This is a genomic window from Bacillus sp. XF8, from assembly GCF_017498755.1.
Lineage (GTDB): Bacteria > Bacillota > Bacilli > Bacillales > Bacillaceae_G > Bacillus_A > Bacillus_A bingmayongensis.
Genome location: NZ_JAGDQK010000001.1, coordinates 1 through 20,234, shown reverse-complemented (window position 1 = coordinate 20,234; position 20,234 = coordinate 1). Strand labels below are relative to the sequence as shown.

Sequence of the window (20,234 nt, the reverse complement as noted above, 5' to 3'; positions counted from 1 at the left end):
GGAGCTTCATAAATCTTCTTCATATTTTTTAAAGAAACGACATGTATGTTGAACCATTTTATATTTCACATGCTGTAAATGAAACGATAGTGATGTCTCACAATTCTCATTTATTCGCTTTTTTTCATATTCACGTAACAATTGCTTACGCGCTTTTTGTTCTTGTGTAGATACAAATATTTTCACAGGCACACAAGAAGGTAAATAAGAAAATGACTTCTTAGCAATTTTCGCTTCTAGCTGCGCTTCCTTCACATCATACGCAAGCACTAACTCTCTCACTAACCTTTTATAGAAAAATTTATGCTCTTTTTCAAATTCCACATGCGCAGGCAAATCTAGGCACGGAGCCAGCATCACTACAGATCGAACACATTCTGGGTACTGATTCATCATTTCAAGAGCCACAAGCGCGCCCATTCCATCTGCAATGATATGAATTTTCTCATTTAATGTTTCTTTTCTCATAACAACATGATATAAGCGCTTTGCTAAACGAACCGCTTGATCATTCCCCCAGTGTCTCCCATATAAATTAGATGAAAAAACCGTATACCCACTCTCTATCAGCCCATTTAGAAAGTGAGCGCGCCCCGCATGCTGCGTCCACAAACTTGTACTATTCTCAATAAAATAATTGTAATCACCAAGAAGCATGACACCAAATCCATTGGGCTTCTCTGGTAAATAAATAACACATGGTTCTTGTTCTAAGTAAAAAAAACGTTCCGTAACACTCATCATTCTCCCGCCTTATTTTCTAAACATAAAACTACTCCTTTATAATGTATGAGCAGAATACAAATTTGCGTTGAAAAATCTACAAATATTTTTTCTATATTCTTTTTTCAATTGTGTTACAATAAGGACAGATTGAACGAATAGGGGTGTGAAAAGATGCGTGTAATTTGGGCATTTATTTGGTCGTTTATGCTTGTGCATATGATGAGCTATGTAATTAGCTCTATGACTGGCGGTACATACGATTTCCAACAAGCGTCTATTTTCTCAGTTGTTCTTGCTGTACTTGTAATGGCAATTGCAGCAGCAATTCCAAACGAACCAGTAGAACAACACTAATAAAAAAAGAGTTCGGATGTAATCCGAACTCTTTTTTTACTCTACATGAACAACTAGTTCATTATTTTGTACATCAACAACTACGTGACTATTATCAGTAATTGTCCCTGCAATTAATTCCCTTGCTAATTTCGTTTCAATTTGACGCTGCACATATCTTTTTAATGGACGCGCTCCATACATCGGATCAAACCCAGATTCCACAACAAATTCTTTTGCTGCTTCTGTTAATTCCACTGATATATGACGATCTACTAGACGTCCTTGCAATTCTTTTACAATTTTATCAACAATTCCTTTAATTTCATTTGTTGTAAGTGGTTTAAATAAAATAATTTCATCCACACGGTTTAAAAATTCTGGGCGGAAATGTCCTCTAAGCTGCCCCATAACAAGATCTCTTGATTCTTCTTTAATTGTACCATCTTCTTGTAAACCTTCTAATAAATACCCTGAACCAATATTTGATGTCATAATAATAACTGTATTTTTGAAATCTACTGTCCGTCCTTGTGAATCTGTAATACGTCCATCATCTAACATTTGTAATAAAATGTTAAATACTTCTGGATGTGCTTTTTCAATTTCATCTAATAAAATAACGGAATACGGTTTACGGCGTACCGCCTCTGTTAATTGTCCACCTTCCTCATAACCTACATATCCAGGAGGAGCTCCAATTAAACGAGACACAGCATGTTTCTCCATATACTCAGACATATCAATACGAATGATTTGTTCTTCACTATCGAATAAAGATTGCGCTAAGGTTTTTGCAAGCTCTGTTTTCCCGACACCTGTAGGTCCTAAGAAAATGAACGAACCGATTGGGCGATTTGGATCTTTAATACCCGCGCGTGCCCGAAGAACGGCATCTGCCACAAGACTAACTGCCTCATCTTGCCCAATCACACGCTCTGATAAAATTTGCTCTAGGCGTAGTAATTTTTCACGCTCTCCTTCAACAAGTTTCGCAACTGGAATTCCTGTCCAGCGTGAAACAATATTGGCAATCTCTTCTTCACTGACTTCCTCACGCAATAGACGATTTTCCTGTCCATTATGCGTTCCCGCTTCTTCAGCTTCTCTTAACTCTTTTTCCATTGCTGGAATTTTACCGTGACGAAGCTCAGCTGCTTTATTTAAATCATAATTTCCTTCTGCTTCTTCTAATTCACGACGCAGACGTTCCAGATGTTCACGTAAATCACGAACTTTATGAATTTCTTCTTTTTCTTTTTGCCACTGCGCTCGCATTCCATTTGCAACTTCTTTTAAATCAGATAATTCACGTTGCAATGTTTTTAGTCGTTCTTGACTACCACGATCCGTTTCTTTTCCTAAAGCAGCTTCTTCAATTTCCAGCTGCATAATACGGCGCGTTACTTCATCTAATTCCGTTGGCATAGAATCGATTTCTGTTCGAATTGTTGCGCACGCTTCATCGACAAGGTCAATTGCTTTATCTGGCAAGAAACGATCAGATATATATCGATCAGACAATACAGACGCCGCTACAATCGCACGGTCATGAATATTTACACCATGATAAATTTCAAAGCGCTCTTTTAAACCACGTAAAATAGAAATCGTATCTTCTACAGTCGGTTCTTCTGCTAACACTTGTTGGAAACGACGTTCTAGCGCTGGATCTTTCTCAATATATTTTCGATACTCATCTAAGGTAGTTGCTCCAATACAGTGAAGTTCCCCACGCGCAAGCATTGGTTTTAACATATTCCCAGCATCCATTGCTCCTTCTGTTTTACCAGCACCCACAATAGTATGAAGTTCATCAATAAATAATAAAATACGCCCTTCACTTTTTTTAATTTCATTTAAAACAGCTTGCAAACGTTCCTCAAATTCACCACGGAACTTTGCACCTGCGACAAGCGCACTCATATCTAATGCAAAGATTGTTCGATCTTTTAATCCTTCTGGCACATCTTTTCGCACGATTCGTTGTGCTAATCCTTCAACAATTGCAGTTTTCCCAACGCCTGGTTCTCCAATTAAAACAGGATTATTTTTTGTTTTACGAGAAAGAATGCGAATAACTCGGCGAATCTCGCTATCCCGCCCAATGACCGGATCAATTTTCCCTTGTCTTACTTCCGCCACTAAATCACGACCATATTTTTCTAACGCTTCATATGTTACTTCTGGATTTTGACTAGTCACTCTCTGATTCCCCCGAACTTCCATTAAAGACTGTAATAATGTATCCTTTGTAATACGAAAGTTTGTAAATATATAATTTACATCACCTTTTTCCTCACAAAATGCGAGCAATACATGTTCCACTGAAATATATTCATCTTGCAGTTTTTTTGCCTCCGCCTCGGCCTTTACAAGTAGTTGCCCTAAAGCATTTGTCACATACACTTTGCCAGCTTCTACACCACTTCCTGTAACAGACGGCTTTTTTTGAAGCAATCTTTCTACTTCTTTCGTTAATTGTTCTATATTGACATTCATTTTTTGAAAAATACGTACTGCTAATCCATCTTGTTGCTGCAGCAATGCAAGTAATAGATGAACAGTATCTACTTCTTGATGATGATGAGATACCGCTAAAGATTGAGCACTCATAATCGCTTCTTGTGTTTTCGTCGTCATTTGATTTAAGTCCATCTTTACAGTCCCTCCAAAAGTTTGACTTTCTTTGACCTTTAATTTGATTATACGTCAATTGTCTTTTTTATACAATGAATTTGATTATGAATTTCAAATTAGCTTCCAAAAAATTATGTATATCATACATCAGATTCTCCTCTTATCCCCTGCTCTCCAATCACAAAAGCCGCAATATAAATTGCGGCTTCTCTTACGGTTTTCTTTTATATGTCCACTGACGATTATGATTCGTATTTTCAGGAAACCTTTCACCGGCAGTTAGTTTCACCATTTGTGGATCTTTAACCATACTCCCTGTTTCACCAATTTCTACATATATTCCATCATTCGGTGCTTTCTGTCCAGAACGAAACCTGTGATTTTGTCCCATCTTCATTCTCCTTCCATGACATCTTTACACCGTTAGTATGTCCATTTTTGAAAAAGCCTTTCTGTTATGTTTAGGAAACAAGTCATATTTTTTATTGCCGTTCACATGTATGAATTTACATGATAAAGCAGGAGAAAAAGTAGCTTTTGTTGAAAAAAAAGAAACCGACCTATTCTAGGCCAGTTCCAAAGGAGAGTCAAACATATACGAGAAGATTACGTTTTCATTATACGTCTTGCTGCGCGCGCAATGTAACCCTTTTCACAAATTGTACAAAATGAAAGAAACATTATTTGAACTTTCGAAAAAATCATTGACTTTTCTGATTTTTAGTAGGAAATAGTGGACACTAACACGTTTCTCGACGTAAGATGAATATATAATGAAACTTCCATTCATGGTTGTTTCTCTATACACTTTCCAACCTCTTATTTCTGCATATTACAACGGAAATACAGATAGAAACAAAAAAATTTTCATAAGAGGTGAAAACATGAAAAAACAACATTTAATCGCATTGGATTTAGACGGAACTTTACTTACTGACAATAAAATTATTTCCACTCGAACAAAGAACACAATTGAAAAAGCAAAAGAACAAGGGCATGTTGTTGTCATCTCAACAGGGCGTCCATTTCGTGCCAGTCACGCTTATTATAAAGAACTTGGTTTGAACACACCTATCGTTAACTTTAACGGTGCTTATGTTCATCACCCGCTTGATGCGAATTGGGGAACACACCATTCTCCTCTTGAACTTTCCACTGCACAAGAAATTGTTCGCGCTTGCTTTGATTTTGGCGTAAAAAACATTTACGCCGAAGTAATTGACGATGTATATGTTCGCGAAATTGATGAGGATAAAAAGCATATATTTGAATTTGGCTCTCCAAATATCTTCACAGGAGATTTACTAAACATTTTACAAGATCATCCAACATGCTTATTAATTGATGCACTGGATGAACAATCAACCGCTATTCGTCAGCATTTAACAGATATGCATGCCGAAGTGATTGATCACCGTAAATGGGGTGCTCCTTGGCCGATTATTGAAATTGTAAAAAGCGGTCTTAATAAAGCAATCGGACTTCAAAAAGTTTCTAGCTATTATAACATTCCACAAGAACGAATCATCGCTTTCGGTGACGAAGATAATGATTTTGAGATGATTGAATACGCAGGCCACGGCATTGCCATGGGAAATGCTATCCCTGAATTAAAATCATTAGCAAACCACACGACATTAACAAACGAAGAAGACGGCATCGCTCTTTATTTAGAAGAGGTTCTTGGATTGTAATCTAAAAATTCCCTACTTATAGTTTGGCGCAAAACGTTCATACTATAACCAGACACAGCGATGTGTCAGTTGTTTTCTGCTAAAAAAGGGGGAATTACGAATGGGTAAAAAGAACAAATCAAAACGTTTCACCCAACAAGGGGCCGATGCTGTTATGAAGCATGCTGAAAGATTCCCGTACCGCGGTACATTAGCTGATGCAGAAAAAGAACGAAACAACTCTTCTCTCGGAGGGGTTTAAATGGGTAACTTATTATTTAGGCAAGCGCGAGATGCTGTTTCTGACGCCGTTTCTTGTTCAAGCGGCACCCAGCAACAGGAACTCGTTTATAGAGCAAAAAATGCTTTGCAATCCGCTTATGCCAATTCTTCAACTGCTGAAAAGGTCCAATTACGCGAAATGCAACAGCAACTACAAAACATTACTAGCACACATTAAAACAAGAGGACCAAATTGGTCCTCTTTAATCTTTTCGAAACAATCCAAAAACACCGACTGTTTGAACCACATTTGTAAATGCACCAGGGTCTACTTGTTTAATAATTCTTTCTAGTTCATATAGCTCATAACGGGTAATGACAATCATGAGCATTTCTTTATTTTCATTTGTATATGCCCCTGTAGCTGGTACAGTGGTAATCCCCCTTACTAAACGAGATTGTATCGCCTTCCTTACATCGACACCATTTTTCGTAACGATAAACGCTGTAATTTTCACATGACGTGTATGAATCGCATCGATAATCCGTGTTGACACATACAACGTTACTAATGTATATAACGCTTTTTCCCAACCGTACATATAACCAGCTGCAATGATGATAATTGCATTAAAGAAAAAGAAATACGTTCCAACCGGCTTATCTTTCACTTTTGATAAAATCATTGCGATGATATCTAAACCACCTGTGGACGCCCCCCATTTCAAAGCAATTCCGACTCCTATTGCTGAAATAAGCCCTCCAAAAATGGCGTTTAATATAATATCATTTGAAACAGCTTTCACTGGTACAATTTCTAAAAATAGCGTCATAAATACAACACATAAAAAACTAAATAACGTAAACGCTTTTCCGACCTTTTTCCATGCTAAAATAACAACCGGAATATTAAATAAAGCAAAAAGTACCCCTGTCGATATATGAATGGATGCAAAATCACCTAATACTTGCGAAAGCAATTGAGATAATCCCGCGAAACCACTCGCATATACTTTTGCTGGCGTTAAAAATAAATTCATTCCAATTGCATTTAATAATCCCGCAATGATAACAACAATCAGTTTTTTCGTTAATTCAGCATAATTTAATTTTAAGTCCATATCCCATCCACCTTTATAGATAATGCATTTACGATTACATTGTATACATAGTCTTTACGAAAATGGAAATGATAAACGTACAACTGTTTAGAAATGGAGTTGAGACGTATGCCACATACGAGCGATAACGACAAAAAAGCACGCGATAATAACGCAAAGCGTACAGTGAAAAATGAACAAGAACAAAAAAATATCCAGCAAGGCAAACGTGCATATTCTAAAAAAACAGATCACCTTTAATTATTTCGTACATCAACAATCTTGTTGATGTACTTTTTTATCCCGCATTAACGGGCAGTAAGATCCTCACCTCAAAGTTCAGCGAAAGCAAGGAATTTAGGCGGAGGATCAACTGCCCGTAAAAGCCCGATTCGTTCAACTAATAATCAGTGGGGGATGAAGAAAACCCTCACTGATTAAAGTTTCACTTTATTTCACAAAAAACATATCAAATTCACTTCATGTTCACTTCACTATTTTACAATAATATCAACATAATTAGATGAGGTGTTAATATGAAAAGAAAACAATTATGGATAGCAACAGCTGCACTCGGAACGTTAATGCTATCTGCTTGCGGTCCAAAAGATAGCTCGGAGACACTTGCAACATCAAAAGTCTCAACCATTACAAAAGGTGATTTTGACAAGCAATTAAAAGAACGGTACGGAAAAGATATGTTATATGAAATGATGGCGCAAGATATCATGACAAAAAAATATAAAGTATCTGATGATGAAGTCGATAAAGAGTTAAAAAAGGCAAAAGAGCAGTTCGGTGATCAATTCAAAACGGTATTAGAAAGCAATCGTTTAAAAGATGAAGACGACTTTAAAAATCAAATTAGATTCAAATTAGCAATGGACAAAGCCATTAAGAAAACTGTTACAGAGAAAGATGTAAAAGCTAACTATAAACCTGAAATTAAAGCCAGTCACATTTTAGTAAATGATGAAAAAACAGCAAATGACATTAAGAAGCAACTAGATGAGGGTGCTTCATTTGAAGAATTAGCAAAACAACACTCTGAGGACCCAGGTTCAAAAGAAAATGGCGGAGACCTTGGATACTTTGGTCCAGGTAAGATGGTATCTGAATTTGAAGAGGCTGCTTACAAATTAAATGTCGGTGAAATTAGTAAACCTATCAAATCATCACACGGCTATCACATTATTAAACTTACTGATAAAAAAGAATTAAAACCATATGATGAAGTGAAAGATTCCATTCGTAAAAATCTAGAAGAAGAGCGGTTAGCAGATCAAACTACTGGTCAACAAATATTGTTAGACGAATTCAAAAAAGCTGATATTAAAGTAAAAGATAATGATTTGAAAGATACGTTCTCTCGTCTTTCGGAACAACAGGCACAATAATAAAAAATCCGAACAAGCTCATGCCTGTTCGGATTTTTTATTATTTCTTGAAGTACGTCCAACCTTCTTCTTGATAAACCTTCTCTTCTTTCATCAACTTACCAAGTGCACGTTTAAACGCTGCTTTACTCATATTAAAACGCTCTTTAATATCTTCTGGATGACTCTTATCCCAAAACGGCATTGCTCCTCCGCGGCTCTCCATATACTCATAAATCACCGCAGCGTCATCTTCCATTCCCTCTTCTTTACGTGGAAGAAGTGAAATATTAATCGTACCATCATCTTTCACATCAATAATACGGCCTGTTACACGCTCACCAATGCGAACTTGTTCTTTTCTTTCTGTATGATGTAAAAAGGCACGGAAATGTTCATCCGTTAATACAAACGAACCAACTTGAAGCGAGCGATACACGCGTCCATTCACATTTTTATTACGCATAGATGGCGTTGCATCAACGATAATTTCCTGCATATCTGAATCTCTTGCTGGAAGAGCAATTAAACGACCTCGATTTGTTAATTTTAATGTACAGTACAATTCGTCGCCCTCTTCTGGCCAAACCGGTGTATAAATCGGAAATTCATCAGCTGGGATTAAGATATCTTTAGAAACACCGATATCAACGAACACACCTAGATCAGGTTTTACTTCTACAACTTTTACCCAGTTCCAGTCATGTACTGTAATTACCGGCGTCTTCATTGTAGCAGAAATTCGTTCTTTATGATCAAGGTATAAAAATACATCAATCTCATCGCCTTCTTCGATTTCTCCCGCTACTTCATTTTTATGTAGAAATACTTCTTCATAACCATCCTCGTCGTCAAATCCGACCATATATCCAATTTCCGTTTCACGTAAAACAGTTACCTGCTCAATCGATCCTGGCTGTAAATACATATATTTTAATTCCCTTCTATATATAAAGTATATTTTTATCATTCCAAAGAAAGCTTCATTATAACACGAATTTTCCTTTATTTGTCCAACTCTCCAAAATTCACTATAATAGAAGATGGAATTTAATTTGGAGGTGCTTACTATGGCAAAAGACAGTTCTTTTGACATCGTTTCAAAAGTAGAATTACCAGAAGTAACAAATGCTATTAACATCGCATTAAAAGAAATTCAAAATCGATATGACTTTAAAGGAAGTAAAAGTGATATTAAATTAGAAAAAGAAGTAATCGTTTTAACTTCTGATGATGAATTTAAATTAGAGCAAGTAAAAGACGTTCTTATTTCAAAACTAGTTAAACGCGAAGTACCAATTAAAAACTTAGACTACGGAAAAGTAGAAAGTGCTGCTGGTAACACAGTGCGTCAACGCGCAACACTGCAACAAGGTATCGATAAAGATAACGCTAAGAAAATTAACAACATTATTAAAGACTTAAAATTAAAAGTAAAAACACAAGTACAAGATGATCAAGTACGTGTAACTGGAAAAAGCCGTGACGACTTACAAGCAGTCATTTCAGCAATTCGCGGCGCTGATTTACCAATTGACGTACAATTTATCAACTATCGCTAAAAAGAAAAAAATCCTCTACTCGGAGGATTTTTTCTTTTTAGCGATGTTTTCAATATATTAACCATTCAACAGTAACTATCGATTAAAAAACTGATAGAAAACCTTTCTTTTTAGGAGGGAGAGAGCGTCCGGCCATGCATAGAAGCGAGCAGGACCTTTTTTATCCCCATGCCAAGTAAAAACAAAAGGAGAAAATGAGTGCAGATCACCTTTTTTCTTCGTAGCAGCGACTTATACGCCGAAAAATCAAAATGGAGTTATATCCAATATGCAGCGCACTAAAAAAATACCATTCTCATGATTTCTTCCGTTTCTTTACAGCAATTAAAAATGCAATAAACAAAACATTTACTAAGACTAATAAAGATACAAACACCCAGTTAATCTCCGTTTTTTCTCTAGCTTGATATACATTCGCTTCTTCCCGTTTTAATACGAGATAATAATTCCCATCTTCTTCTCTGATGATTTCATCTTCCAATAATCCCTTTAATTCTTGATTTTCCTTCATCTCACTTGCCGAAAGCGAAACTTTTTGCGTCTCTTTCGTGTTGTTAATCGCAACAAGTGTCACTTCATCTTGATATGTTCTTTTTAGTACACTCATCCCAGCCTTATCATATAACAACTCAAATGTTCCGCGGCGGAGAGATGGGAATTTCTGACGAATCTCTCCTAATTTCGTTACATATTGTAAAAACTTTTCATCAGTTTTAAAATCCATTAACCGGCGATTATCCGGTACATCCCCGCCATCAAGCGCAATTTCCGTTCCATAGTAAATAATTGGCACTCCTGGTGATGTATATAAATACGCGAGCGCGAGTTTTAAACGTGCTGGTGGATACTGTTCATTCTCTTTCGCAATTCGGACAAATCGCTTTGTGTCTTGATTGTCTAAAAAAGCACTTATTACTTTATCATCATCTATTAAACTAGCTTCATACAAAGGTTTAATAGAGGTATCTGGTTTTGAAAATACATCTGTTATGTGCTTATGGTACTCATTATGTATATCCTCATCCCCATCAGTCATAACGAGGAAATCTTTTTTAATTCCTTGAACACTTTGTTTTACTTCATTTAAATAAGTACGAGATATTTCTTTACTGTGGAAAAGATAACTTCCATCTATATCCGCTTCTTTCATCCACCACTTGATCGAATCAATAAGCTGTTCTTGCTCTTTATCTATAACAAATTGCAACACGACTTTCATATCCCGTTTATGCGCTTCTTGCACGAGCTGTTTTACATCTTGTAACGTGCCAAAATGTTCATTCACCTTTCGAAAATCAACAGCACCTTCTCCATCATACGTGTCACTTTTAAAAATTGGTGAAAGCATAATCGTGGTAAATCCCATGTCCTTTATGTAATCCACCCGCTTTATAATTCCTTGTATATCTCCTCCTTGATAGCCCTCTAAATTCCCCACATCAAGCTGTTTATCATTTTTCGCATCTCCATTATTAAAACGATCAACCATTATAGAATAAATCACTTCGTCTTGCCATTCTCTTTTTTCTTCCGCTAATGTATGAACAGGCTCTAATAAGCAAAATATCATACAAAAACAAATCAACACTCCTCTTCTCCACATCTTCTTCACAGAATATCCCCCAACTTCTTTCGAATTATAAGAATAGTATATCAATTTTCTCAACAAACCGCACTTACACAAACAACATGTTAGATTTCCTTACATGTTGTTTTAAATTTTCTGAAAAATGTGTTGATTTTTTATTAATTATTGAATATGATATGAAACATAACATTAAATGTAATATTTTATAACATTATAGGAGGGGAAAAGAATGAATATGGGAGATACTGTGTTTTTATTTTTAGCGACAGTAATGGTCATGATTATGACGCCAGGTTTGGCACTTTTTTACGGCGGGATGGTTCGTAGCAAAAACGTACTGAGTACAACCATGCATAGCTATAGCGCGATGGCGATTGTTTCTATCCAATGGATTTTTATCGGCTATTCTTTATCATTCGGCCCAGATTGGAACGGCATCATTGGTACATTAGATTGGTTCGGCTTACAAAATGTAACTTTTACACCAAATCCAGACTACTCCGCTACTATTCCACACAATTTATTTATGATGTTTCAACTCATGTTTGCAATCTTAACTCCAGCATTAATTTCAGGAGCTTTCGCTGAACGAATGCGATTTTCTGCTTTTCTTATTTTCATTCTTCTTTGGACGACAATCGTTTATAACCCTGTTGCTCACTGGGTATGGGGCGTTGGCGGATGGCTTCGCGAACTCGGTGCATTAGATTTCGCTGGTGGTAACGTTGTCCATATCACTTCAGGAGTTGCTGGGCTTGTATTGGCCATCTTCCTAGGTAAACGAAAAGACTTAAACGGATCTTCCCCTCATCATTTACCATTTACCATTTTAGGCGCAGGCTTATTATGGTTTGGATGGTTCGGCTTTAACGTCGGCAGTGCCCTTACACTAAACGACGTAGCACTGACTGCCTTCATTAATACAAATACCGCTGCAGCCGCTTCTGCTTTAACATGGATCCTAGCAGAGTGGTTCTTCCAATCAAAACCGACTGTAATGGGAGCAGCTTGCGGTGCCGTATCAGGCCTAGTCGCGATTACACCAGCTTGCGGATTCGTCACTCCTTTCTCCGCTCTTTTAATCGGAGCAATCGGAGGCGTTCTTTGCTTCGGAGCTGTCTTCTTTTTAAAACATAAACTTGGATATGATGATGCACTTGATGCATTCGGATGTCACGGCATCGGTGGTACATGGGGCGGTATTGCAACCGGACTATTTGCAACAACTTCTGTAAATAGCGGTGGCGCTGACGGATTATTTTACGGAAATGCCGCTCTCCTTTGGAAACAACTGATCGCAATTGGAGCGACATACGCTTTTACAATTGTCATGACGTACGCCATTATTAAAGCGATTAACTTCTTCCTTCCTGTTCGCGTACATGAGCATGAGGAGCAAATGGGACTGGATATTTCGATGCATGGGGAGAAGGCTTATGAGTATAGTGAAAAGTCAATAGAGGGGATGGCAATCCAAAAAGAGGCACGGTAACACTTACACTTAAAGTTTTTACTAACAATAAGAAGGTGCATAACTATTATTACTTCAAATGCCATTGCTATAAAGTCAAACTTCCATCAGTAGGGTTTTCTTCATCCCCCACCTATCTTCCTCGTTTCTCTCTGAATATTGAGGTGGAGGGCTTACCGTCCGTTAATGCGGGATAAAACCAACAAATAATAGGATATAACTAGAACAAAACCATCAAGCTTTTAGCTTGATGGTTTTGTGGTGCTATCCCATTGTTATTACTTCGCAGGTTTCCCTACATACGCCGAAATATCAACGTTCAACGCTTTCGCTAAGCGCATACCGTAATCACGATCTGCACGGAAGAAGTTGCAAATCGCAAGTAATTTCGTTTGCTCATGCACATCTTTTAAATCATTTGTTAAGTTTGCGATTAAGTTATCTTGTTCTTCTTTAGAGAATGAACGATAACGCTCACCCGCTTGCTTGAAGTCGTTTGGTTTGTCGATTTTTTCGCGAGATACATAGCCTTCAAGCTTCATAGTTGAATCACGATATGCTGGATCTTCAACTGGATTTTCTGTATGACGACTTGGCTCGTAGTTAATTGTTGATGGTTGTTGATTCATTTGCATTGCACCATCACGTTGTTGGTTACGAACAGCTGCATATGGGCAGTTTACTGGAATTTGTAAGTAATTCGCACCAAGACGATAACGTTGTGTATCTGGATAAGAGAATAAACGCCCTTGTAATAATTTATCTTCAGATGGTTCAATACCAGGTACAGTTGCACTTGGCGTAAACGCAGCCTGTTCTACTTCTGCAAAGAAATTTTGCGGGTTACGATTTAACGTCATTGTCCCTACTTCCATTAATGGGAAGCGATCTTCTGGCCAAACTTTTGTTGGATCTAACGGATCGAAATCTAAAGAATCCATTTCATCAAGTTGCATTACTTGTACGTGAAGATCCCATTTTGGATAATTACCTTTTTCAATCGCATCAAATAAATCACGAGTTGCATGGTTGAAGTCTTTCCCTTGTACTTCTACCACTTCTTTTGCACTTAAATTACGCACATCTTGCTGCGGCTTCCAATGATATTTAATATAAACAATTTTACCTTCTGCATTAATCCATTTAAACGCATGCACACCGAAACCTTCCATTTGACGATAGTTGGCAGGAGTTCCGTAATCAGAGAATACCCATGTCATCATGTGTGTAGACTCTGGAGACAATGTCATGAAATCCCAGTAACGATCTGGCGTTTGAATATTTGTATCCGGTGCTGGTTTTAAAGAATGCACCATGTCAGGGAATTTAATTGCATCACGAATGAAGAAAACAGGTAAATGGTTACCAACGATATCATAGTTTCCTTCTTCTGTATAAAACTTCACAGCAAAACCACGTGGGTCACGAGCTGTTTCTGGAGAACCTTGCCCATGAATAACCGTTGAGAAACGAACGAATACAGGTGTTTCCGTTCCTTCATTTTGTAAAAATGCTGCTTTTGTATATTCTTTCATGCTATTTTTCGTTACGAAAACACCATGAGCACCCGCACCACGCGCATGTACCACACGCTCTGGAATACGTTCACGATCAAAATGAGCAAGCTTTTCTACTAAATGATAGTCTTCTAATAATACCGGTCCACGGCGACCAGCTGTACGAGAATTTTGGTTGTCTCCTACTGGAGCACCTTGGTTTGTTGTTAAGCGATTATTTGGATTCATCAAGGGGAACCTCCTGTTTTTTGTAATAATAATTACTTATTTAAAATTATTATAAATTAATTATTATTCAAAATTACTTTTTTGTCAATTATTTCATTCGCTTTTTTGGAAACAATTTCTACTAAACAATCAATAAATGATTCCTGTGCATTTGGCATAGCCGGTCTGAAATAGGACGCACCTAACTCATCAGTCACAACTTTGCATTCATAATCGTTGTCATACAGCACTTCTAAATGCTCAGCCACAAATCCAACTGGACAATACACGAAAGAGTTATAACCATACTTTTCATATAAATCTTTTGTTAAATCTTGTACATCTGGTCCAATCCATGGATCTGGTGTATTACCTGCACTTTGCCAGCCAATTGTATAATTTTGAATCTCTGCTGCTTCAGCAATTAAATCTGCTGTATGCTGTAGTTGCTTCACATAAGGATCGCCAGCAGCAATAATTTTCTCTGGTAAACTATGCGCCGAGAAAATGACAACAGCTTTCTCCCAGTCTGTAATTCTAGTAAATGTTTCTTTTATTTGGTTTGCCCAATACGCAATAAATTTCGGTTCTTCGTACCACTGTTCAATCGAATTTATAACGGGACCATTTATTTTGTTAGACACACTTATTGCACGATCATTGTATGATTTAATACTAAAGGTTGAATAATGAGGTGCTAATACAATACTGATCGCTTCCTCAATGCCATCCTGCTTCATCTCTTCCACCGCATCTTCAATAAAAGGCGCGATATGTTTTAGTCCCAAATAGCATACAAATTCATATTCTGAAAAACACTTATTTAACTCAGTTGTTAGCTTTCTAGCTTGTTCTTTTGTAATTTTCGCAAGTGGCGAAATACCACCTATTGCTTTATAGCGACCAATTAGATCATCAAGCGCTTCTTGAGACGGCTTGCGACCGTGACGTATATGCGTATAATATGCCTCTACATCCTCTAATGACTCTGGCGTCCCATACGCCATCACAAGTAAACCTATTTTCTTCTTATTCATTTATATTCACCTCAATATCGGAAATGAGAATCTTTTTCAAGAACATTTGTTTCCAGTATACCAACTGATAATAAATACGTCAAAATAATAATTCTAAATAAGTATTATTTATAATATGATTTTGAATTTCATTTGACAATTTATCTAATGAAATTTGTCATATTCTCGTTTTATCACTTCTTCAATAAGGGAGATCATCACATTGCCATCAAATTAAGACATTCGTTGTTTCCCACCCAACCTGTATCTTTCTATAAAGTGAAACTTTAATCAGTGGGGGTTTTCTTCATCTCTCACTGATTATTAGCCCTCACCAATCGGACTTTTACGGGCAGTTTATCTCCCACCTAACTTCTTTGTTTTCGCTGAATTTTGAGGTGGGAGTATTACTGCCCGCGAATAGCTGGATAAATAAAAATGTATCAATTAATATCCTAAAATTACAATAAAATGAATAACAGATGAATAAAACAGATTAGTAAAACATGAGATAATTACAATATTCGACTTCATAAAGTTCGTTAAAATGTTGATATACAATTAATGACGATACTCACTCAATTTGTTAGTATATAAATGACTTAACCATGAATAAATAATAAACATTCTTTTTTACGCATTTATATTCATAACTAAGTATATCTCAACTATTTTCAGGAGGTTTTTTCGGATGAAGTTACATAAAATGAAAAATTTACTGCCTATATCTGCTGCAACAATTACACTAGTATCTAATCAAGGAACGGCCGATGCCGCAACGGTTCATACTGTTAAAAAAAATGACACTCTCTGGGATATTAGCAGCCACTATGGAGTTTCAGTTCAAGCAATTAAACAAACGAATCATAAGACGAATGATCAAATTTATATCGGTGAACATTTAACCATCCCAGTCTCAGCCCCATCAAGCGAGCCTACACCTCAAAAAAATGTAGCAGCTTCAAATCATTCAGCTCAAGTTGTTTATCAAGTTCAACGGGGAGATACATTAGAAACTATCGCAAAACAATATAATGTATCTATCCAATCAATTAGACAAGCTAACAATACAAATGGTGACCGAATTTATGCAGGTCAACACTTAATCATTACGACAGGCATTTCAGAAGAAGAATTCGACTTAATGGCTCGTTTGGTGACAGCGGAAGCAGGAAGCGAACCGTACGCTGGAAAAGTAGCAGTAGCAAAAGTTGTATTAAATCGCGTTGATTCAACAGAATTTCCGAATACAATTACAGATGTTATTAATCAACCTATTAAGTATGGCTATGCATTTACACCAGTTACAGATGGAAGAATTAATCAACCATCAACTCCCGAAGCAAGAATGGCGGTAGAAGAAGCGATTTCTACGAAAGGAGTTAATTCTGATTGGCTTTATTTTTATAATCCAAAAACCTCTACTGACAAATGGATTACTACACGTCAAACTGTTGCAGCAATTGGTAATCATGTGTTTGCTAAGTAAAGAAGTACAGTCGTATCATAAAGGGAAGAAATTTGTTTTTCTCGCCGATTAAGTTAAAAATTAATGATACAACTTATGTGAAAGGTTTAAAACCTGGACGTGTTGTTTTAACTACCATCGACAGAGGATAGAAAATATAATAAATACGTTTATATTCAAGTGAAATAGCGAAAAAAGCGGCTCACAATTCTTGTAAGCCGCTTTTTACTATTCTTTAATATTTACTCCATACTCCTTAAACCACACATGAATTTGTGCCAAATGCGCCAATAGCTGTGGTCCAGTCATCAACTGGCCAAACCAGGGCGTTTGAAATGCACTCCCTCCTGATTGGATTAACCCTTGTAATGGTTCTTTATCAAACAACTCATGCAAAATGGAGTTTTTATCTGTTAACAGATCCTGTAACCACACTGTTACCGCTTCTGTGTAGTACGGATTGTGCGTTTTCGGATACGGACTTTTCTTTCTATACAAGATATCGTTTGGCAATACACCTTCTAAAGCCTTACGTAATAGACCTTTTTCGCGATTTTTATACATTTTCATTTCCCAAGGAATATTCCATGCATATTCGACAAGACGATGATCCGCAAATGGAACACGTACTTCTAGGCTCGCTCCCATACTCATCCGATCTTTTCTATCTAATAATGTCGTCATAAACCAAACCATGTTTAAATAAAATAATTGTCGCCTTTTTGCTTCAATCATACTTTCTCCCTCTAAAACTGGAACCTCTTGTATCGATTCTTCATATCTCTGTTGTACATAGTCCCGCAGTTTTAATTTATTTCGCCATTCCGTTTTAAGAAGTTGCTCACGTGCCTCTGTGGACCTCATCCATGGAAATGCACTCGATTGTAAATCATCCTCCCGATAAAACCAAGGATAACCACCAAAGATTTCATCGGCACATTCTCCCGACAAACCAACGACAAAATCTTGTTTAATTTCTCGGCAGAACCATAATAATGAAGAGTCGATATCTGCCATACCAGGTAAGTCACGAACGAGTACCGCTTCCGTTAAATACTCGGCTAACTGTTCATTAGAAATAACACAGCGGTGATGAATTGTACCAAATGTTTCTGTCATCAAATCAATAAATGGCGCATCCGAATTCGGCTGAAAAGCGTTCGCTTTAAAATATTTCTCATTATCTTCGTAATCAATCGAATACGTGTGTAACTTCCCTTTCCCTTCTCTCTCATATGCCTTTGCTGCAAATGCGGTAATTGCGCTTGAATCTACTCCGCCCGACAAAAATGTACATAACGGTACATCAGAAACCAATTGTCTTGTAATCGCATCTTGTAGTAAAAAGCGCGTGCGCTCTACAGTCTCTTCAAATGAATGTTCATGCTTTTTACTCTCAACATTCCAATATCTCCATATACATAAACCATCTTTTGAAAATGTAAGAGCATGCCCCGGACGAAGCTCTTGAATTCCTGCATAAATACCATGTCCAGGTGTTCGAGACGGCCCTAATCCAAATACTTCTGATAGTCCTTCTGTCGTAACTTCTGTCTTAACATTTGGATGAACTAAAATAGCTTTTAACTCCGAAGCAAATAATAATCTCCCATTATCATATTTGTAAAATAATGGTTTTACCCCTAGTCGATCCCGTGCAATAAATACTTGTTCTTTTTTCTCATCCCAAACCGCAAATGCATATATCCCATTTAAATGATCAACACATTCTTCTTTCCACTCTATATAAGACGCTAATAACACTTCTGTATCAGAGTGACCTTTAAATGTATAACCTCTTTGCAACAATTCTTTACGAATATCTTCTGTATTATAAAGTTCACCGTTATAGCAAATTGTATAATACTCTTCTTCTTTCATACACCTACATGTCATCGGCTGTTTCCCGCCCTCAGGGTCAACTACAATTAACCGTTTATGCCCGAAAGCAACGTGCCTTTTTATCCAGACATTCGTATCATCTGGCCCCCTCTTCGCAAGTGTTTCTGCCATCTTCGTAACCGTTTCTCTTTCATTTTCTAACGACCGCTTATAATCAATCCATCCTGTAATCCCGCACATATAAATCATCCTTCCTATCTTATATCCGTATAACTTTATGAAGCGTGTTCTTATTCTATGCCCAACTTTCTTTAGGTGTTCCATAGTTATAAAGAACGACTGAACTGTCCATAACAAGAATAACTACTTCGATAAAAGGAGAAATCACGAATGAAACAACGCAAACATATTTTGTATAATCAACCACGTGCCCATACAATTGGGAATGTGGAATATATAAACAATGAATGGATATTCTTTGATGATGAAAATGATGAAGCATTTTTATTAGAGGATATTATTGAAGATGGATTTGAAGTTTTATATAACAACAATTGGCTACCGGCAAGATTCTACGAACAGGATATATTGCAAATCGCAAATGAACATCATCCATTGCAAAATGGTGAGATGATACGAATTCGTAAAAAATTGCTACTCAGTTATCATGAATGGTTAGAAGAGCTACCCGATTCCGCATTCTCTTTATTAACAGACGCCCTACAATCGCTTAATTATTCTTTATACGATTGTATGTATTGCCATAACTTCTTATCATTCCAACCAAAAGCAGAACCTTGTGAAGGTGTAAATATTCTTCTGTTTGATAACGAAGATATGATTTGCTCGCTGCACCATCATTATGTCCGGTTTTCTGCATGTAACAAAAATATTTTTCAATTTACAAAAACAGATGGTGAGCAACTACATATCGATACAAAATAAACATCCAATAAGAAAAACCGCTCGTTTATTAATAAACGAGCGGTTTTTCTTATTTTGCTGAAAGATCTTCCACAATAGCTGTTTCAAATAAACTTTGTCTACCTTCACCTTGATCAAACGTCATAAATGTATTCAATTTCATTTCATGTAAGTTCAAAATTTGACTAATCGTTAAACCATCTTCTTCAACCCAGTTTAAAAAATAAATACCAGGTGCAACCTCCATAGAAGTGATCGTTTCTTCACCAAATTCTCCTTTTTTAGGTCCTTCTAAAGCTTCCCATCTTAACTTCGTTTCACTTAAATAAGTAACTTGAAAAACAAGTCCATTTTCATAACTCACTTTAACTTTTCGACCAATAAAAGTTTGCATACCTGACTCTCCTATACATCATTTTATATATGTAATCATTTTAGTTACAACTATATTTATTTGTCAAGAGAACAAAAGAAAAACCACCTTATTCTCTTTGAAGTGAACCCAAAAAGTTAGACAAATATTCTAAGCAGCTAATAAGGATTGGATTCTGTATTCCACAGGGCTCAAT

General features: G+C 36.7%; 20 protein-coding genes. 10 read left to right on the top strand and 10 right to left on the bottom strand.

Going from position 1 to position 20,234, the window contains the following annotated elements:
* Positions 1-6: 6 nt before the first annotated feature.
* On the bottom strand, positions 7-741 hold the full coding sequence (locus J4P91_RS00100; protein WP_207992482.1) for an esterase/lipase family protein: 735 nt from the start codon (positions 739-741) through the stop codon (positions 7-9).
* A gap of 156 nt (positions 742-897) precedes the next feature.
* On the opposite strand from J4P91_RS00100, the gene J4P91_RS00095 reads away from it, so the two are divergent.
* The gene (locus J4P91_RS00095; RefSeq protein ID WP_017152857.1) at positions 898-1,080 is read left to right on the top strand and encodes a YjzD family protein; all 183 of its coding nucleotides are present in this window, start codon (positions 898-900) and stop codon (positions 1,078-1,080) included.
* Between the two features lie 36 nt (positions 1,081-1,116).
* On the opposite strand, the gene clpB is transcribed toward J4P91_RS00095, so the two are convergent.
* Entirely contained in the window at positions 1,117-3,717 is a 2,601-nt protein-coding gene (clpB, locus tag J4P91_RS00090) for an ATP-dependent chaperone ClpB (protein WP_207992481.1), read from the bottom strand.
* 193 nt (positions 3,718-3,910) lie between these two features.
* Positions 3,911-4,090, bottom strand: coding sequence for a YjzC family protein (locus J4P91_RS00085; protein WP_017152859.1), 180 nt, complete (start codon positions 4,088-4,090; stop codon positions 3,911-3,913).
* 493 nt (positions 4,091-4,583) lie between these two features.
* Here J4P91_RS00085 and J4P91_RS00080 point away from each other — a divergent pair, with 493 nt between their 5' ends.
* The 3 genes from J4P91_RS00080 (at position 4,584) to J4P91_RS00070 (ending at position 5,832) form a co-directional block, all read left to right on the top strand.
* A complete protein-coding gene (locus J4P91_RS00080) occupies positions 4,584-5,393 on the top strand; it encodes a Cof-type HAD-IIB family hydrolase (protein ID WP_207992480.1) in 810 nt (269 codons plus the stop codon).
* A 100-nt stretch (positions 5,394-5,493) separates the two neighbouring features.
* Positions 5,494-5,634 (top strand): hypothetical protein, encoded by a 141-nt coding sequence (locus tag J4P91_RS00075; protein WP_003195901.1) that lies wholly within the window; start codon positions 5,494-5,496, stop codon positions 5,632-5,634.
* The gene (locus J4P91_RS00070) at positions 5,635-5,832 is read left to right on the top strand and encodes a DUF3813 domain-containing protein (RefSeq protein WP_207992479.1); all 198 of its coding nucleotides are present in this window, start codon (positions 5,635-5,637) and stop codon (positions 5,830-5,832) included. It begins immediately after the preceding gene.
* 25 nt (positions 5,833-5,857) lie between these two features.
* Here the strand turns inward: J4P91_RS00070 and J4P91_RS00065 are convergent, their stop codons facing one another.
* The gene (locus J4P91_RS00065) at positions 5,858-6,715 is read right to left on the bottom strand and encodes a YitT family protein (RefSeq protein WP_017152862.1); all 858 of its coding nucleotides are present in this window, start codon (positions 6,713-6,715) and stop codon (positions 5,858-5,860) included.
* 108 nt (positions 6,716-6,823) lie between these two features.
* Between J4P91_RS00065 and J4P91_RS00060 the strand changes: the two genes are divergently transcribed.
* Together J4P91_RS00060 and prsA are read left to right on the top strand one after the other, a co-directional pair.
* Complete coding sequence (locus tag J4P91_RS00060) at positions 6,824-6,955, top strand: DUF3941 domain-containing protein (protein ID WP_207992478.1); 132 nt, start codon at positions 6,824-6,826, stop codon at positions 6,953-6,955.
* Between the two features lie 275 nt (positions 6,956-7,230).
* Complete coding sequence (gene prsA, locus J4P91_RS00055; RefSeq protein ID WP_207992477.1) at positions 7,231-8,091, top strand: peptidylprolyl isomerase PrsA; 861 nt, start codon at positions 7,231-7,233, stop codon at positions 8,089-8,091.
* Positions 8,092-8,131: 40 nt separating this feature from the next.
* On the opposite strand, the gene J4P91_RS00050 is transcribed toward prsA, so the two are convergent.
* On the bottom strand, positions 8,132-8,998 hold the full coding sequence (locus tag J4P91_RS00050; protein WP_207992476.1) for a CvfB family protein: 867 nt from the start codon (positions 8,996-8,998) through the stop codon (positions 8,132-8,134).
* Positions 8,999-9,140: 142 nt separating this feature from the next.
* Here J4P91_RS00050 and J4P91_RS00045 point away from each other — a divergent pair, with 142 nt between their 5' ends.
* Positions 9,141-9,632: a YajQ family cyclic di-GMP-binding protein gene (locus J4P91_RS00045; RefSeq protein WP_017152866.1), complete on the top strand. Its 492-nt coding sequence runs from the start codon at positions 9,141-9,143 to the stop codon at positions 9,630-9,632.
* 295 nt (positions 9,633-9,927) lie between these two features.
* On the opposite strand, the gene J4P91_RS00040 is transcribed toward J4P91_RS00045, so the two are convergent.
* Complete coding sequence (locus J4P91_RS00040; RefSeq protein WP_207992532.1) at positions 9,928-11,202, bottom strand: alpha-amylase family glycosyl hydrolase; 1,275 nt, start codon at positions 11,200-11,202, stop codon at positions 9,928-9,930.
* Positions 11,203-11,449: 247 nt separating this feature from the next.
* Here J4P91_RS00040 and J4P91_RS00035 point away from each other — a divergent pair, with 247 nt between their 5' ends.
* The gene (locus tag J4P91_RS00035; protein WP_207992475.1) at positions 11,450-12,712 is read left to right on the top strand and encodes an ammonium transporter; all 1,263 of its coding nucleotides are present in this window, start codon (positions 11,450-11,452) and stop codon (positions 12,710-12,712) included.
* 257 nt (positions 12,713-12,969) lie between these two features.
* Here the strand turns inward: J4P91_RS00035 and katB are convergent, their stop codons facing one another.
* Positions 12,970-14,436 (bottom strand): catalase KatB, encoded by a 1,467-nt coding sequence (gene katB, locus J4P91_RS00030; protein ID WP_207992474.1) that lies wholly within the window; start codon positions 14,434-14,436, stop codon positions 12,970-12,972.
* Between the two features lie 56 nt (positions 14,437-14,492).
* Positions 14,493-15,452, bottom strand: a complete 960-nt coding sequence (gene hemH / locus J4P91_RS00025; protein ID WP_207992473.1) for a ferrochelatase — start codon at positions 15,450-15,452, stop codon at positions 14,493-14,495.
* Positions 15,453-16,122: 670 nt separating this feature from the next.
* Between hemH and J4P91_RS00020 the strand changes: the two genes are divergently transcribed.
* Positions 16,123-16,920 carry a LysM peptidoglycan-binding domain-containing protein gene (locus J4P91_RS00020; protein WP_207992472.1) on the top strand — a complete coding sequence of 266 codons (798 nt, stop codon included), beginning with the start codon at positions 16,123-16,125 and terminating at the stop codon, positions 16,918-16,920.
* A 207-nt stretch (positions 16,921-17,127) separates the two neighbouring features.
* On the opposite strand, the gene asnB is transcribed toward J4P91_RS00020, so the two are convergent.
* The gene (gene asnB, locus J4P91_RS00015) at positions 17,128-18,981 is read right to left on the bottom strand and encodes an asparagine synthase (glutamine-hydrolyzing) (protein WP_207992471.1); all 1,854 of its coding nucleotides are present in this window, start codon (positions 18,979-18,981) and stop codon (positions 17,128-17,130) included.
* A 150-nt stretch (positions 18,982-19,131) separates the two neighbouring features.
* Between asnB and J4P91_RS00010 the strand changes: the two genes are divergently transcribed.
* Entirely contained in the window at positions 19,132-19,686 is a 555-nt protein-coding gene (locus tag J4P91_RS00010; RefSeq protein WP_207992470.1) for a DUF2777 domain-containing protein, read from the top strand.
* Positions 19,687-19,735: 49 nt separating this feature from the next.
* Here J4P91_RS00010 and J4P91_RS00005 read toward each other — a convergent pair whose 3' ends face one another.
* The gene (locus J4P91_RS00005; protein ID WP_207992469.1) at positions 19,736-20,059 is read right to left on the bottom strand and encodes a MoaF-related domain-containing protein; all 324 of its coding nucleotides are present in this window, start codon (positions 20,057-20,059) and stop codon (positions 19,736-19,738) included.
* Positions 20,060-20,234 lie beyond the last annotated feature (175 nt).

What these genes read in the sequence shown, in the direction of transcription:
- J4P91_RS00035 (WP_207992475.1), top strand. Translation starts at nt 11,450, where the DNA reads ATGAATATGGGAGATACTGTGTTTTTATTTTTAGCGACAGTAATGGTC.
- prsA (WP_207992477.1), top strand. Translation starts at nt 7,231, where the DNA reads ATGAAAAGAAAACAATTATGGATAGCAACAGCTGCACTCGGAACGTTA.
- J4P91_RS00070 (WP_207992479.1), top strand. Translation starts at nt 5,635, where the DNA reads ATGGGTAACTTATTATTTAGGCAAGCGCGAGATGCTGTTTCTGACGCC.
- J4P91_RS00045 (WP_017152866.1), top strand. Translation starts at nt 9,141, where the DNA reads ATGGCAAAAGACAGTTCTTTTGACATCGTTTCAAAAGTAGAATTACCA.
- J4P91_RS00075 (WP_003195901.1), top strand. Translation starts at nt 5,494, where the DNA reads ATGGGTAAAAAGAACAAATCAAAACGTTTCACCCAACAAGGGGCCGAT.
- J4P91_RS00005 (WP_207992469.1), bottom strand. Translation starts at nt 20,059, where the DNA reads ATGCAAACTTTTATTGGTCGAAAAGTTAAAGTGAGTTATGAAAATGGA.
- katB (WP_207992474.1), bottom strand. Translation starts at nt 14,436, where the DNA reads ATGAATCCAAATAATCGCTTAACAACAAACCAAGGTGCTCCAGTAGGA.
- clpB (WP_207992481.1), bottom strand. Translation starts at nt 3,717, where the DNA reads ATGGACTTAAATCAAATGACGACGAAAACACAAGAAGCGATTATGAGT.
- J4P91_RS00080 (WP_207992480.1), top strand. Translation starts at nt 4,584, where the DNA reads ATGAAAAAACAACATTTAATCGCATTGGATTTAGACGGAACTTTACTT.
- J4P91_RS00010 (WP_207992470.1), top strand. Translation starts at nt 19,132, where the DNA reads ATGAAACAACGCAAACATATTTTGTATAATCAACCACGTGCCCATACA.
- J4P91_RS00060 (WP_207992478.1), top strand. Translation starts at nt 6,824, where the DNA reads ATGCCACATACGAGCGATAACGACAAAAAAGCACGCGATAATAACGCA.
- J4P91_RS00100 (WP_207992482.1), bottom strand. Translation starts at nt 741, where the DNA reads ATGAGTGTTACGGAACGTTTTTTTTACTTAGAACAAGAACCATGTGTT.
- J4P91_RS00085 (WP_017152859.1), bottom strand. Translation starts at nt 4,090, where the DNA reads ATGGGACAAAATCACAGGTTTCGTTCTGGACAGAAAGCACCGAATGAT.
- asnB (WP_207992471.1), bottom strand. Translation starts at nt 18,981, where the DNA reads ATGTGCGGGATTACAGGATGGATTGATTATAAGCGGTCGTTAGAAAAT.
- J4P91_RS00050 (WP_207992476.1), bottom strand. Translation starts at nt 8,998, where the DNA reads ATGTATTTACAGCCAGGATCGATTGAGCAGGTAACTGTTTTACGTGAA.
- J4P91_RS00020 (WP_207992472.1), top strand. Translation starts at nt 16,123, where the DNA reads ATGAAGTTACATAAAATGAAAAATTTACTGCCTATATCTGCTGCAACA.
- hemH (WP_207992473.1), bottom strand. Translation starts at nt 15,452, where the DNA reads ATGAATAAGAAGAAAATAGGTTTACTTGTGATGGCGTATGGGACGCCA.
- J4P91_RS00065 (WP_017152862.1), bottom strand. Translation starts at nt 6,715, where the DNA reads ATGGACTTAAAATTAAATTATGCTGAATTAACGAAAAAACTGATTGTT.
- J4P91_RS00040 (WP_207992532.1), bottom strand. Translation starts at nt 11,202, where the DNA reads ATGATATTTTGCTTATTAGAGCCTGTTCATACATTAGCGGAAGAAAAA.
- J4P91_RS00095 (WP_017152857.1), top strand. Translation starts at nt 898, where the DNA reads ATGCGTGTAATTTGGGCATTTATTTGGTCGTTTATGCTTGTGCATATG.